13 protein-coding genes are annotated in these 12,735 nt (G+C 59.8%); 7 read left to right on the top strand and 6 right to left on the bottom strand.

Annotation, left to right across the window (positions count from 1 at the left end; genetic code table 11):
* Window positions 1–63 precede the first annotated feature (63 nt).
* Genes peaB through peaD form a run of 3 tightly spaced genes read left to right on the top strand, consistent with a single transcriptional unit; the run spans window position 64 to window position 2,963 of the window.
* Window positions 64–1,494, top strand: a complete 1,431-nt coding sequence (gene peaB / locus DJ564_RS22505) for a quinohemoprotein amine dehydrogenase maturation protein (RefSeq protein ID WP_109633447.1) — start codon at window positions 64–66, stop codon at window positions 1,492–1,494.
* A gap of 1 nt (window position 1,495) precedes the next feature.
* Entirely contained in the window at window positions 1,496–1,819 is a 324-nt protein-coding gene (qhpC, locus tag DJ564_RS22500; protein WP_008027961.1) for a quinohemoprotein amine dehydrogenase subunit gamma, read from the top strand.
* Between the two features lie 25 nt (window positions 1,820–1,844).
* Window positions 1,845–2,963 carry a quinohemoprotein amine dehydrogenase subunit beta gene (gene peaD, locus DJ564_RS22495; protein ID WP_109633445.1) on the top strand — a complete coding sequence of 373 codons (1,119 nt, stop codon included), beginning with the start codon at window positions 1,845–1,847 and terminating at the stop codon, window positions 2,961–2,963.
* Window positions 2,964–3,092: 129 nt separating this feature from the next.
* Here the strand turns inward: peaD and DJ564_RS22490 are convergent, their stop codons facing one another.
* On the bottom strand, window positions 3,093–3,494 hold the full coding sequence (locus DJ564_RS22490) for a lysozyme inhibitor LprI family protein (RefSeq protein ID WP_109633443.1): 402 nt from the start codon (window positions 3,492–3,494) through the stop codon (window positions 3,093–3,095).
* Window positions 3,495–3,766: 272 nt separating this feature from the next.
* Between DJ564_RS22490 and DJ564_RS22485 the strand changes: the two genes are divergently transcribed.
* Window positions 3,767–4,255, top strand: coding sequence for an SRPBCC family protein (locus tag DJ564_RS22485; protein ID WP_109633441.1), 489 nt, complete (start codon window positions 3,767–3,769; stop codon window positions 4,253–4,255).
* A 7-nt stretch (window positions 4,256–4,262) separates the two neighbouring features.
* Entirely contained in the window at window positions 4,263–5,063 is an 801-nt protein-coding gene (locus tag DJ564_RS22480; RefSeq protein WP_109633439.1) for an aminoglycoside phosphotransferase family protein, read from the top strand.
* A gap of 468 nt (window positions 5,064–5,531) precedes the next feature.
* Here DJ564_RS22480 and inhA read toward each other — a convergent pair whose 3' ends face one another.
* Window positions 5,532–6,209 carry an isonitrile hydratase gene (gene inhA / locus DJ564_RS22475; protein WP_109633437.1) on the bottom strand — a complete coding sequence of 226 codons (678 nt, stop codon included), beginning with the start codon at window positions 6,207–6,209 and terminating at the stop codon, window positions 5,532–5,534.
* Between the two features lie 89 nt (window positions 6,210–6,298).
* On the opposite strand from inhA, the gene DJ564_RS22470 reads away from it, so the two are divergent.
* On the top strand, window positions 6,299–7,282 hold the full coding sequence (locus tag DJ564_RS22470) for a GlxA family transcriptional regulator (protein WP_109633435.1): 984 nt from the start codon (window positions 6,299–6,301) through the stop codon (window positions 7,280–7,282).
* On the opposite strand, the gene DJ564_RS22465 is transcribed toward DJ564_RS22470, so the two are convergent.
* The 4 genes from DJ564_RS22465 to DJ564_RS22450 all read right to left on the bottom strand — a co-directional run bounded on the left by DJ564_RS22465 (window position 7,251) and on the right by DJ564_RS22450 (window position 11,537).
* Entirely contained in the window at window positions 7,251–8,153 is a 903-nt protein-coding gene (locus DJ564_RS22465) for an alpha/beta fold hydrolase (protein WP_109633433.1), read from the bottom strand. The genes DJ564_RS22470 and DJ564_RS22465 overlap by 32 nt on opposite strands.
* Window positions 8,154–8,213: 60 nt before the next feature.
* Window positions 8,214–8,603: a hypothetical protein gene (locus tag DJ564_RS22460; RefSeq protein ID WP_109633431.1), complete on the bottom strand. Its 390-nt coding sequence runs from the start codon at window positions 8,601–8,603 to the stop codon at window positions 8,214–8,216.
* A 326-nt stretch (window positions 8,604–8,929) separates the two neighbouring features.
* Window positions 8,930–10,756, bottom strand: a complete 1,827-nt coding sequence (locus tag DJ564_RS22455) for a glycoside hydrolase family 15 protein (RefSeq protein ID WP_109633429.1) — start codon at window positions 10,754–10,756, stop codon at window positions 8,930–8,932.
* Window positions 10,749–11,537, bottom strand: a complete 789-nt coding sequence (locus DJ564_RS22450) for a glucose 1-dehydrogenase (protein WP_109633427.1) — start codon at window positions 11,535–11,537, stop codon at window positions 10,749–10,751. The genes DJ564_RS22455 and DJ564_RS22450 overlap by 8 nt, the downstream gene beginning before the upstream one ends.
* A 261-nt stretch (window positions 11,538–11,798) precedes the next feature.
* On the opposite strand from DJ564_RS22450, the gene DJ564_RS22445 reads away from it, so the two are divergent.
* The gene (locus DJ564_RS22445) at window positions 11,799–12,533 is read left to right on the top strand and encodes a thioesterase II family protein (RefSeq protein WP_109633426.1); all 735 of its coding nucleotides are present in this window, start codon (window positions 11,799–11,801) and stop codon (window positions 12,531–12,533) included.
* Window positions 12,534–12,735 lie beyond the last annotated feature (202 nt).

Below are 12,735 nucleotides of genomic sequence, written 5' to 3'. Positions count from 1 at the left end.
CTTCAGACACTTTTTCGGAATGACCGCAGGCCCCGTCAAACGGGGTTTGCACAGGAGGTTGCAATGGGCGCTATTTTGAATCTGGTTGAGCGGAACCTGCACGAAGTGCACGTCGATGCCGACCGCATGTTGTTCCACATCCCTAGCAGTTCGCTGTTCGCCAGCGATGAACTGACGGGCACCATCATCGATACCTTGCGCGGTCCCGGCTGTTCGTCGGAGGACTTGATCCAGCGTTTGGCCTCGCGTTTCAACGGCGAAGAAATTACCGAGACCCTGCGCGAGCTGATGTCCCTGGAGCTGGTCAGCGACGGCTCGCCGTTGACCCCGGACATCGGCACCAAACGCGTGGAGCGCACCGCGATCAATACCGTGGTGCTCAACGTCAACACCGGCTGCAATCTGAGCTGCACCTACTGCTACAAGGAAGACCTCGACAAACCCTCGGCGGGCAAGAAAATGGACGTCGAAACCGCGATCGCGTCGGTGGAAATGCTGCTGCGCGAATCGCCGGATGAAGAGCGTTTCACCGTGGTGTTTTTCGGTGGCGAGCCGCTGAGCAATCGCAAGCTGATCGAGTACATGGTCGATTATTGCGAGAAGCGTTTCCGCGAGGCCGGCAAGTTCGTCGAGTTCGTCATGACCACCAATGCCACGCTGCTCACCGAAGAGACCGTGGACTACCTGAATGCCCACCGTTTCGGGCTCTCGGTGAGTATCGACGGACCGAAAACCGTGCACGACCGCAACCGCATCACCGTGGGCGGGCAGGGCACGTATGACGTGGTGCGGCGCAAGGCCGAGATGCTGCTGTCGCGCTACAACAGCCGTCCGGTGGGCGCCCGGGTCACGTTGACGACGGGCGTGACCGATGTGGAAACCATCTGGGACCACCTGTTCAACGAACTGGGTTTTGCCGAAGTCGGTTTTGCCCCCGTGACCTCCGGCGACATCAGCACCTTCAACCTGTCCAGCGACGAACTGATCGAAGTCTTCGCCAGCATGAAGAGGCTGGGTCGTCGTTATCTGGAAGCCGCGCTGGAGCACCGCAACATCGGTTTTTCCAACCTGCACCAGTTGATCACCGACATCCACGAAGGCCACAAAAAAGCCCTGCCTTGCGGCGCGGGCCTGAAGATGCTGGCGGTGGATCACAAGGGTGAGCTGAACCTGTGCCATCGCTTTACCGGTTCATCACTGCCGACCTTCGGCAACGTCCACAGCGGTGTGAAACAGGTGGAATTGAACGACTTCCTGTCCCAGCGCCTGGACCGTACCAACACCGGTTGCGAGGACTGCCAGATCCGCAATCTGTGCTCCGGCGGTTGCTACCACGAGAGCTACGCCCGTTACGGCGACCCGACCCACCCGACCTATCACTACTGCGAACTGATGCGTGACTGGGTCGACTTCGGCATCGAGGTCTACACCCGGATCATGGCCCACAACCCTGCGTTTATCAGCAGCTACATCACTCCGCGCAAGGCTCACTGATATGAAACATCTCAAGGCAATCAATAATAAAGCGTTGAAACTCGATGAGGCCGCGGCCGAAAACCGTATCGAAGAAGTGGTGGCGATGAGCTCTGTTGCGGGCTGCGCCTCGACCACCGACCCGGGTTGGGAGATCGATGCGTTTGGCGGGGTGTCGTCGCTGTGCCAGCCGATGGAAGCCGACCTTTATGGCTGTTCCGACCCTTGCTGGTGGCCGGCCCAGGTGCCCGACATGATGAGCACCTACCCGGACTGGAACAAGGATGCCCAGGCGTCCAACGACAACTGGCGCAACCTTGGCACTGTCTTCCCTAAAGACAAGTGATCGGACAGAGAAGAAGGATTCCAGCATGCCTAGCATCAAAGCCTGCGGCCTGGCCGCATTCGCCGTCCTGAGCACCTCTGCGCTCACTGTTCTGGCCGATGAAAACACCGCATTACAAGCCGGTCACGAGTACATGGTGACCACCAATTATCCGAACAACCTGCACATCATCGACCTGGCCACCGACACGGTGCTCAAGACCTGCAAGATGCCGGATGCATTCGGCCCTGGCACCGTGCAGCTGTCGCCGGATCGCAAGACCGCTTACGTGCTGAACAATCACTACGCCGATGTCTACGGCGTTGAACTCGACAGCTGCAAGCAGGTGTTCCACGCCAGCATCACCCAGAAACCGGGGGAGAAAGCCAAGTCGATGTTCGCCTTCACCCTCAGCCACGATGGCAAGGAACTGTTCGCCATCGCCAACCCGACATTGATGCTCAATGACCGCTACGAAGTGCAACAGCCTCGGCTCGATGTCTACGCCACCGACGCTGGCATGGACGCCAAACCCGTGCGCAGTTTCCCGGCACCACGGCAGCTGACCATCATGCAGAGCGGTGACGACGGCACGCTGTATGTGGCGGGGGCGGATGTCTACAAGGTCGATGTGAAGACCGGCAAGTTCGACGTGCTGATCCCCAGTCGCCACTGGAAACGACCGAACTACAGTGCGCCGGACGTGCTTTACGTGTGGAACCAGCAGACCTATCGCCACGACTTCTCGCTGCTTTACACCACGGCGAAATTCAAGGACAAGAAGCAGGACCCCGCAACGGCCGAATACCTGTACGGACTGTTCAGCATCGACCTGAAAACCGGCAAGACCGAAACCACCGACTTTGGTCCGCTGACGGAAATCTACTTCAGTGGCATGCGCTCGCCCAAGGATCCGAACCTGATGTTTGGCGTGCTCAACCGCTTGGCCAAGTACGACATCAAGGAGAAGAAAATGCTGCAGGCGGCGACGCTGGATCATTCTTACTACTGCATTTCCTTCAACAAGGACGGCAGCAAGATCTATCTGGCCGGGACGTTCAATGATGTGGCGATTTTTGATCCGCAGAGCATGAAGCAGATCGGCAACATCAAATTGCCGGGTGGGGATATGGCGATTACCACCGCGCAGATATTTGTCCGGTAATTGCGGCGGCTGATCTGCCGCCTTCGCGAGCAAGCCCGCTCCCACATACAACCGAGTTTATTTAGGGGGAATGCGGTCGAATGTGGGAGCGGGCTTGCTCGCGAAGAGGCCCCTGAGGACGCCCGAATATTACGCCCCCGGCACCGGGCAACTCATATCCCCTTCCTGACACTTCAGATAATTCTTGAAAGTCTCCACCCGCGCCTTGGTCAACTCAGTCACACAGTTGCTGTAGATCAGCGGATAAACACTCCCGCCTTCCACAGCAGACGCCGAGAACTTGCACTCGGCATCCCGAAACGCAATCCACGAACGCTGCGCCCCGAGTAGCAGCTTTTTGCTGTCCGGGTTGCTCTTCAAACGGTTGGTGATCTGCTGGTAAAGCGCATTCAACTCCTTATCCGCCGTCTTGTGCTGCTGCGCTGCGCACTGGTTCATCGTGGCCTGGTCGGTGGCGTTGTCGCAGTCCGCGGCGTGGGCAACGGTGGTGAGCAACAACGGCGTCAGCGCCAGAAGGACGCGTGGATACATAGTGATTCTCGCTGTGATGGGTAAAAGTTGAAATGCAGTGTAGCGAAGAGGGTGGTCAACCAATAACGAAGTCAGGCGCCACCTCTTTAGCCAAGGGGCTTGCCTGCGTTAACGGTCCCATACTTTGCCTGGCATTCGTCTGCGAGCCAGAACTTACCACTGCAAATGCAGCGGAATATTTCAGACATGCTTGATAACAACTCCCCATTGATACAACTTTAGGGTTGGTCTTGTGGTCTTACAGGCCTACTGTTCAGTACAGGAGGTGACTTATGAACCCAGCATCAGATCGCATCGAAAGGAAAATCCTGCTCAGAGTGCCGCGCTCGCACGTCTGGCGTGTGGTGGCCAATGCCGAAGCCTTCGGGCAGTGGTTTGGCGTGGCGCTGGAAGGCAAGCGCTTTGTCGCCGGTGAATGGACGCAAGGGCAGATTACTTACCCAGGTTATGAGCACTTGCTGTGGAATGTGTTGGTAGAGCGGGTCGAGCCGGAGCGGGTGTTTTCGTTTCGCTGGCACCCGTATGCGATTGAGCCCGATATCGATTACTCCCAGGAGCCCACCACGCTGGTGAAATTCGAGCTCGAAGACATGGATGAAGGCACCTTGTTGAAGGTCACCGAGTCCGGTTTTGATCACATCCCGCAAGCGCGCAGGCTCAAGGCATTCCGCATGGACAGCCGTGGCTGGGATGAGCAGATGAACAATATCGAAGAGTTTCTGAAAACCAGCGCCAAGGCTCGCGAGAGTCAGTCAGAGTAAACCCTGCATGTTTGAACCTTGGTTGGAGCGCTGGGCCCTGGTGCCGGACGGCGAACCGATCATCACGCCCGGCAGTCGTTTGCTGCCGGTACGGATGGATGATTCACCGGCCATGTTGAAAGTCGCCATTGATGCCGAGGAAAAGTTCGGCAATCTGCTGATGACCTGGTGGGGCGGCGAGGGTGCCGCGCGGGTTTACGCCCATCACAGCGAAGCCTTGGTGCTTGAACGTGCCGAGGGTGAGCGATCGCTGATGCGCATGGCGCTCAACGGCCAGGATGACGAAGCCAGCCGGATCCTGTGTGCGGCATTGGCTCGTTTGCATGCTCCGCGTCCATCACCACCACCGCCGCTGATTCCCTTGTCTTCATGGTTCGCTTCATTGCGCCTGGCGGCCGAGAGGCAGGGCGGCACTTATTTGTTCAGCCTGATAACCGCCGAAGCGTTGCTCGCCGCACCGCAGGACGTGGTGGTTTTGCACGGTGATATGCACCACGACAACGTTCTGGATTTCGGCCCGCGAGGCTGGCTGGCCATCGATCCAAAGCGGGTAATGGGCGAGCGCGGGTTCGACTACGCCAACCTGATCTGCAATCCCGAATTGCCGACGGCGACTCATCCACAACGCTTCCAAAGACAAATCGAGGTCGTAGCCGAAGTCGCGGGGCTTGAACGTCGCCGGCTGCTGCAATGGGTGTTGGCGTTTGCGGGATTGTCGGCGGCATGGTTTCTTGAGGATAACGATGACGTTGCAGCACAAGGTCAGCTGCAGGCCGCTGAACTCGCGGCTTCCATGCTGGATGCCTGACGCGTCTAAGGGTTTTCGGAAGGGCGGGTATAGCGAATGTCTTACACGCGATGGTAGCTATGTCGTCTGTTGCACATTGGATCCGATGCGTAATCTAGCCTCATCAACTGAAGCACAGGAAGTGCTTCAGGATCATGGATGATCGACCATTAGCAAGGATTCGCTACCGACAGGGAGTCGATATGGTCTTGGGAAAACCCGCTTCGGCGGGTTTTTTTTCGTCTGCTGAAAACTGCACTCGGTGGTGCTTCATGGCTCGAATGGTCAAAGGCTTACACGGCTTAACGGGCATGTCGTCTTTTGATGCTTCGCCGATACGCTTATTCTGGATCCATCAACTGAAGCACAGGGAGTGCCTCAGGATCACGGATGATCGACCATTGGCCAGGACGGCTGCCGACAGGATGTCGAAAATGGTCTTGAGAAACCCGCCGAGGCGGGTTTTTTTTCTCCTGTCGAAAAGTGCTCCTACAGCTTGGCCGCTGCCCGCTCAGTGATCTGCGCCCGTTGCTGCAATGATTGCGCTGAACGCCGATGAGCTTCTGCCAATACGCTTTGCGGCGCCGTTTCCGGGCTGCCGGAATGGAACGGCGGTGCCGGGGCGTATTCCAGTTGCAACTGCACCAGTTCAGCCGTGTCTTTATCGAACAACTCGGCGGCCAGGGTCAGAGCAAAATCGATCCCGGCGGTAATCCCGCCACCGGTCAGCAGATTGCCGTCGCGCACCACGCGATCCTTCACCGGTATCGCGCCCAAAGGTGCCAGCAGTTCGTGATAAGCCCAGTGAGTGGTCGCGCGTTTGCCCTTCAGCAGACCGGCCGCGCCGAGCACCAGCGCCCCGGTGCACACTGACGTGACATAACGCGCGTTGGCCGCCTGAGCCTTGATGAAGGCTAATGTCTGCTCGTCCTCCATCAACGGCCCGACACCGCTGCCCCCGGGAATGCAGATCACATCCAGCGCCGGGCAATCGTCGAAAGTCGTGGTCGGCTTCAGCACCAGTCCAGTGCTTGAAGTCACCGGCACAAGGTCCTTCCAGATCAGGTGCACCTTCACGTCCGGCAGCGAAGCCAGTACGTCGTAAGGGCCGGTGAGGTCCAGTTGTTGAACCTGTGGAAACAACAGAAAACCGATCTGCAACGTCATGGTGTTTTTCTCATGGAGTGGGTGGACGGCTTCACTCTAGGCTCGTAGGATCTGGCGCATACGCCAATCACCCCACGAATTACGCCAACATGCCGAAAACCATTCATGTGCTTGCGTTCGCCAATGTGCAACTGCTCGATGTCACCGGGCCGTTGCAGGTGTTCGCCTCGGCGAACGACATCGCCCGTCAACACGGCTTGCCGCCGCCCTACGCGCCAACGGTGATTGCCAGCGGCGGCGGGGCGGTGATGTCGTCGGCGGGGCTGGCGCTGTTGGCCGAGCCGTTGCCCGAGCAAGGCAGCGACACCCTAATCATCGCCGGGGGCTGGGGTGTTTATGCCGCGGCCGAAGACGAGCCGCTGGTGGCGTGGGTGCGTGAACATGCGACGGCGTGTCGGCGGGTGTCATCGGTATGCACCGGAGCGTTTTTACTGGCGGCCAGTGGCTGGCTCGATGGTCGGCGGGTGGTGACTCACTGGACCCGTTGCGAGCAACTGGCGCAACAGTATCCCCGATTGCGGGTCGAGCCCAATCCGATATTCATCAACGACGGCCCGGTCTGGACCTCGGCCGGGGTCACGGCGGGCATCGACCTTTCGTTGGCGATGGTCGAAGAGGATCTGGGGCGCACGATGGCCTTGGAGGTCGCCCGGCAACTGGTGGTGTTCCTCAAACGCCCGGGCGGCCAGTCGCAGTTCAGCGTGACCTTGTCGCTGCAAAAGGAAGGCAGCCGGTTCGACGAACTTCATGCCTGGATCAGCGAACATCTCACCATGGACTTGGGCATTCCGACCCTCGCCTTGCAAGCCGGCATGAGCGAGCGCAGCTTCGTTCGCCATTACCGCGCCGACACCGGCCAGACGCCGGCGCGGGCCATTGAGCTGATCCGGGTCGAGACCGCGCGTCGTTTACTCAGCGACACAGGTTTGCCGATCAAACGGGTGGCGGTGCAGTGTGGGTTCGGCAGTGAAGAGACGCTTCGACGCAGTTTTCTGCGGGCCATGGGCGTGACGCCACAAGCCTATCGCGAGCGGTTTTCCGTCAGCGCTGAAGCAGATCCAGTAATGCCTTGAGGGTCGCTTCGGGCGCTTCTTCGGGGATGTTGTGACCGATGCCCGCCAACACTCGCCGCTCATAAAACCCCGTGAAATGCTCGATGTCGTCATCGATCTCCTCTGCCGGTCCGACGCCATCGTCGGCCCCGCACAGGGAAATCGTCGGGACGCTGATCGGCGGCTGTCGGGTCAGCGTCTCTTCCATCCACTCCAGCGCCGGATCGCCTGGCGTGTACATGAATCGGTGACGATACGAGTGAATCACCACCTCGACGAAATCCGGGTTATCAAAGGCCGGTGCGCTCAGCGGGTAGCGCTCAGGGCCGTTGGCCCAAGTCGGTGACCATAACTTCCAGAGCAATTTGCAAAAGTCCCGGCGATTTTTCGTCAGACCTTCGACGCCGCGCGGGGTGTGAAAGTAATACTGATACCAGAGGCGATGCTCGGTTTTCGGGTCCAGCGGTTCGGTGGAATGGGGGATGTTCTGCAGGTTGTAGCCATCACCCGTCACCAGGCAACGAACCCGCTCCGGCCAAAGCGCCGCCACGATGCACGCCGCCCGACCGCCCCAGTCGTAGCCGCAGAGGGCGGCTTTCGGGATGGCCAGCACGTCCATCAAGTCCAACAGGTCCTGGGCGAGGGCGGCTTGTTGGCCCGAGCGCAGGGTATCGGGGTTGTTGAAAACCGTCAGACCGTAGCCGCGAAGGTACGGGACGACGACGCGGTAGCCTTTTGCCGCAAGAGTCGGGGCGATTTCGTCGTAGCCGCGGGGGGAGTAGGGAAATCCGTGGAGGAGGATGACGGGGTCGCCGGTGGTTGGGCCGTGTTCTTCGTAGGCGACCGTCAAAACCTGGGTTTTGGCGTATTGGATCGAGGCTTCATGGTTCATCGGACACTCCGGAGGTGTTTTTTCAAACGAATGAAGCACATCGACCAGAGGGCCGCCGTCTCAGGCTTCCACTTCCGCCACCTGGTTGAAGTACTTCGATCGGTCCGGCGTAAACGTCACCACCATCCTGGTCCGCGAACACGTCAACGCCCGCTCTTCATCAAGACCCACATCCAGATCTTCCCCGCGCAAACCCTGCCACTGGGCGAGGTATTTGAGCGATCCGTATTTTTCGAGTTTTTTCAGGCTGCGGCTGACGCCACCTTTCCAGCCCAGCACCGGCAGTTCGCCGGCAAGGCAGCGTTGGGCGAGCTCGGGGAAACGGATGGCGCGTTGGCGGCCGATTTCCCAGCATTTGATCAGCCCTTTGTCGTGGGCTTCCCACAATTCGTTGCGGTTCAGGCCTGAACGGAACGGGGCGTCGATGGGGCGGTGGATGCGGTGGCTCATTCTGGTTCCTTGAATTCGGGTTTTATTGGGCAGCTCCGCTGCACCCGTTGAGCGTGGATGTTAGGGGTGGATGTAACGGCTGGCAACAAACGTTTTCGAGCGGTTGGAATGAGCGGTTTCGGGTGATTGGGCAGGTTTGTTTAATGGTTGTAGGTGCTTGCCCCGCATTGGCTACTGGTTTGCGGGTAGGCAGTAAGTTTTGTGTATGGCTGATAGCCTCTTCGCGGGCAAGCCGCGCTCCCACAGGTTTCGTGTCGGTTGCAAAAGGCGTGTTCGACACGGGGCCTGTGGGAGCGTGGCTTGCCCGCGAAAGGGGTGACGCGGTCTCAAGGCTGCCAGTAATTCTTCTCCCCACTCAATTTGCGATCCAGAAAGCTCGCCGCGCTGATCAGCGCCAGGTGCGTCAGGGCTTGCGGCGTGTTGCCTAGATGCCGAGCATGGCTGTCGAATTCTTCGGCGTACAATCCCAGCGGGTTGGCGTACCTGAGCAACTGTTCAAACTCCAGATGCGCCTTTTCCACCTGACCCGCCCGGGCCAGGCATTCGACGTACCAGAACGAACACGCGGCGAAAGCGCCTTCGGTGCCGGCGAGGCCGTCGATCTGGTTGTCTTCGTTGCGATAGCGGTAGACCATGCCGTCGCGGACCAGGGTTTTCTGGATCGCTTCGAGGGTCGAGAGCCAGCGTGGGTCCTTGGCGCTGACGAAACGCACCAGCGGCATCAGCAGCATCGAACCGTCCAGCGCGGTGCCGCCGATGTGCTGGACGAAATGTCCGCGTTCTTCGTTCCAGAAATTGTCCCAGATGTCGGCGTAGATCGCTTGACGGGTCTGGTCCCAGCGAGCGAACGGGGCTGGCAGGGAGCGTTTGGAGGCGAGGCGAATGGCCCGGTCCAGTGCGACCCAGCACATCAGCCGCGAGTGCAGGAAGTGATGCTGCTCGCCACGCATTTCCCAGATGCCCACATCTTTTTGCTGCCACGTTTCACAGACCTGATCCACCACTTCCACCGCGTGTTTCCAGCCCTCATGGGAGATGGCGTCGCCGTATTTGTTGACCAGGTACACCGCGTCCATCAACTCGCCGAAGATGTCGAGCTGGACCTGATCGTAAGCCTGATTGCCGATCCGTACCGGCGTCGCGCCGCCGTGGCCTGACAGGTGCGGGAGCTCGGTTTCCGGCAGTTCCTGGCGACCGTCAATGGCATAGAGGATATTGAGTTTCATCGGTTTGCCATGGCAATCGCTGACCCGCCCACGCAGCCAGCGCATGTAATCGTTGGCTTCCTGAACGAAGCCCAGGCGCATGAACGCATACACCGTGAATGAGGCGTCGCGAATCCAGGTATAGCGGTAGTCCCAATTACGTTCGCCGCCGGGCGTTTCCGGCAGGCCGAAGGTCGCCGCAGCGAGGATCGCGCCGTGTTTGCGCGAGGTCAGCAGCTTCAGGGCCAGGGCCGAACGGTTGACCATCTCCCTCCAGCGACCGCGGTAATTGGATTGGCCGCTCCAGTCGCGCCAGAACTTCAGCGTGCGTTCCAGGCACAAGTCGGCGGCGCCTTCGTTGAAGCGCGGGTCGTCGATGCCGCCGAGCAGGAATTCCGCGCTCTGGTCTTGTTCGAGGATAAATTCGGCCACCGCCGCGTTGCCATCAAGGCTCAACACCTGGTCTGAAGACAGGCGCAGAGCGGGCTGATCGTCCGCCTCGAACGCCACGTCCTTTCCATCCAGGCGCGCGCGGGTCTTGGCGCGTGCGTAGTCATGCCGCACGGCGCAGCGCATGTGAAACGTCGCCTGGCCGCTGACCACGCGAACCCGGCGCATCAGCACCGGCAAATCATCTTCGCTGTCGCCGATCGGCAGCAGGTCGGTGACTTCAACCACGGCGCGATCGCTGAGCCAGCGGGTTTGCAGCACGTTGGTGTCGGGCAGGTAAATCTGCTCTCGGCGCGCATCAGGCAAGTCCGGCGACAGTTGGAAAATACCGGCCTTGGGGGTGTCCAGCAGCGAGCAGAAGATCGACGGGCTGTCGAACTCCGGCCAGCAGAAAAAGTCCACGCTGCCCTTGTCATTGACCAGCGCCGCGCTGCGCATGTCGCCGATGATGCCGTGGGCGTCAATGTTGCTTTGTCGTTCGGGATGATGATCAGCCATTGCCGCGAAACTCCGGATAGAGGCTCATGCCTCCGTCGATGAACAGGGTGGTGCCGACGATGTAGTCGGAGGCATCCGAGGCGAGGAAGACCACCGCGTTGGCGACGTCCTCGACTTCACCGACCCGGCCGTAAGGAATGAGTTTGAGCAACTGTTCCTCGTTGGCATCGTGGTTGATTGCCGTGCGAATCGCCCCCGGCGCGATGCCATTAATGCGGATGCGCTGGTGGCTGACTTCCTGGGCGAGGGTTTGCATCAGCATGTCCACGCCACCCTTGGACGCGGCGTAGTTGACGTGGCCGGCCCAGGGAATGCGCTGGTGCACCGAGCTCATATGAATAATCTTGCCGGCGGCCCGGGACACGCCTTTACGGATGCCTTGCTTGTTGAAAATCCGCAGAGCGGCGCGGGCACAGAGGAACTGGCCGGTGAGGTTGACGCCGATCACCTGGTTCCAGTCGGCGAGGGTCATGTCTACTGCTGGCGCGTCTTTCTGCATGCCCGAATTGGCCACCAGAATGTCCACCGAGCCGAACGCTTCCAGGGTTTGCGCGAACAGGCGTTCGACATCGGCTTCGTTGGAGACATCGGCACCGAGGGCGAGGGCGCGACCGCCTTCAGCGTTGATCTGCCGGGCCAGTGCTTCGGCGGGCTCAGCCTGGGAATGGTAGTTGATCACCACCGCAGCCCCAGCGGCAGCCAAAGCCTTGGCAGCGCCTGCGCCAATGCCGGAACTGGCACCGGTGACGAGGGCAACTTGTTGGTCGAGGGAAATCTGCATCAGCGTTGGCGCCTTGAGTTGAGGGCTTAATCAGCTGACTGGCGGGTGCTGGCGAGAGTTCACGCCGAACCATGAAAGTTTCGTCACCTGAAATAGAGATTAACGGGGGACTTGCTTGCGATAGCGGCGTGTCAGTCAACTTGATGGTGACTGTTGCACCGCTATCGCGAGCAGGCCCGCTCCCACAGGGTCATTGGTACGGCTAATTCTGCGCGGTGCTCATCCGTTCTCTAATACAGACAACTTTTCGAGGTAAGCCCGGTGACCCAGCTGACATTGCTGTGCCTGCCCTATTCAGGCGCGAGCGCCATGGTTTACAGCCGGTGGCGGCGCAAGCTGCCGGAGTGGCTCAAGCTGCAACCGGTGGAGCTGCCTGGCCGAGGCGCGCGGTATGGCGAGCCGTTGCACACCGACATGCGGCGCCTGGCGTTGCAACTGGCGCAGGAACAAAAAGCCACGCTCAAGGCGCCGTACGCGTTGTTCGGCCATAGCCTGGGCGCGTTGCTGGCCTGTGAAATGGCCCATGCGTTTCGCTCGCTGGGTTGCCCGGAACCGGTGGCGCTGTTCGCTTCGGGCACCGCTGCGCCGACCATGCGGGCCGACTACGATCGCGGTTTCGCTGAACCCAGGACTGATGCCGAGTTGATCGATCAACTGCGCACCCTCAATGGCACCAGCGAAGAAGTGCTGGCCAACGAGGAATTGATGAGCCTGACGCTGCCGGTGCTGCGTGCGGATTTCCTGCTGTGCGGGCGTTTCGAACCGCAGCAGCGTCCGTTGCTCAAGTGCCCGGTGCACGTGCTCGGCGGCAAGGCCGACCGCGCCACCACCGAGCAGTTGATCGGCTGGAGCAAGGAAACCCACGGCAGCTTTTCCGTGGACATGCTGGCCGGCGGGCATTTCTTCATCCATGAGCACGAGGCCAAGGTGCTGCGGGTGATCAAGGATCAGCTCGATGTGCATCATCGCCGGCATGGCTTGATGGCCGTCAGCTAACAGATCTCAAGCTTCACTCAATACCTGTGGGAGCGGGCTTGCCCGCGATAGCGGTCTGTCAGTCACATACCTGTTGAATGTGCCGACCCTATCGCGGGCAAGCCCGCTCCCACAGGTTTTTTCATCGCCCTGTATTTCCTCGTTCCATCCCCCTTCCTGATACTTGTTCTCATTCGCTAATTTTTCCGGTCTGCATTCGTTT

The organism is Pseudomonas sp. 31-12 (assembly GCF_003151075.1).
In the GTDB taxonomy this organism is placed as follows: Bacteria; Pseudomonadota; Gammaproteobacteria; order Pseudomonadales; family Pseudomonadaceae; genus Aquipseudomonas.
Note: the sequence above shows the minus strand (reverse complement) of the source record. Positions and strands in the feature narration are given on the sequence as shown.

Bases quoted from the DNA above. Each gene is read 5' to 3' on its own strand.
- DJ564_RS22460 (WP_109633431.1), bottom strand. From the start codon at position 8,603: ATGAGCCACCGCATCCACCGCCCCATCGACGCCCCGTTCCGTTCAGGC.
- DJ564_RS22470 (WP_109633435.1), top strand. From the start codon at position 6,299: ATGCCGAAAACCATTCATGTGCTTGCGTTCGCCAATGTGCAACTGCTC.
- DJ564_RS22455 (WP_109633429.1), bottom strand. From the start codon at position 10,756: ATGGCTGATCATCATCCCGAACGACAAAGCAACATTGACGCCCACGGC.
- DJ564_RS22490 (WP_109633443.1), bottom strand. From the start codon at position 3,494: ATGTATCCACGCGTCCTTCTGGCGCTGACGCCGTTGTTGCTCACCACC.
- DJ564_RS22485 (WP_109633441.1), top strand. From the start codon at position 3,767: ATGAACCCAGCATCAGATCGCATCGAAAGGAAAATCCTGCTCAGAGTG.
- peaB (WP_109633447.1), top strand. From the start codon at position 64: ATGGGCGCTATTTTGAATCTGGTTGAGCGGAACCTGCACGAAGTGCAC.
- DJ564_RS22465 (WP_109633433.1), bottom strand. From the start codon at position 8,153: ATGAACCATGAAGCCTCGATCCAATACGCCAAAACCCAGGTTTTGACG.
- DJ564_RS22450 (WP_109633427.1), bottom strand. From the start codon at position 11,537: ATGCAGATTTCCCTCGACCAACAAGTTGCCCTCGTCACCGGTGCCAGT.
- inhA (WP_109633437.1), bottom strand. From the start codon at position 6,209: ATGACGTTGCAGATCGGTTTTCTGTTGTTTCCACAGGTTCAACAACTG.
- qhpC (WP_008027961.1), top strand. From the start codon at position 1,496: ATGAAACATCTCAAGGCAATCAATAATAAAGCGTTGAAACTCGATGAG.
- peaD (WP_109633445.1), top strand. From the start codon at position 1,845: ATGCCTAGCATCAAAGCCTGCGGCCTGGCCGCATTCGCCGTCCTGAGC.
- DJ564_RS22480 (WP_109633439.1), top strand. From the start codon at position 4,263: ATGTTTGAACCTTGGTTGGAGCGCTGGGCCCTGGTGCCGGACGGCGAA.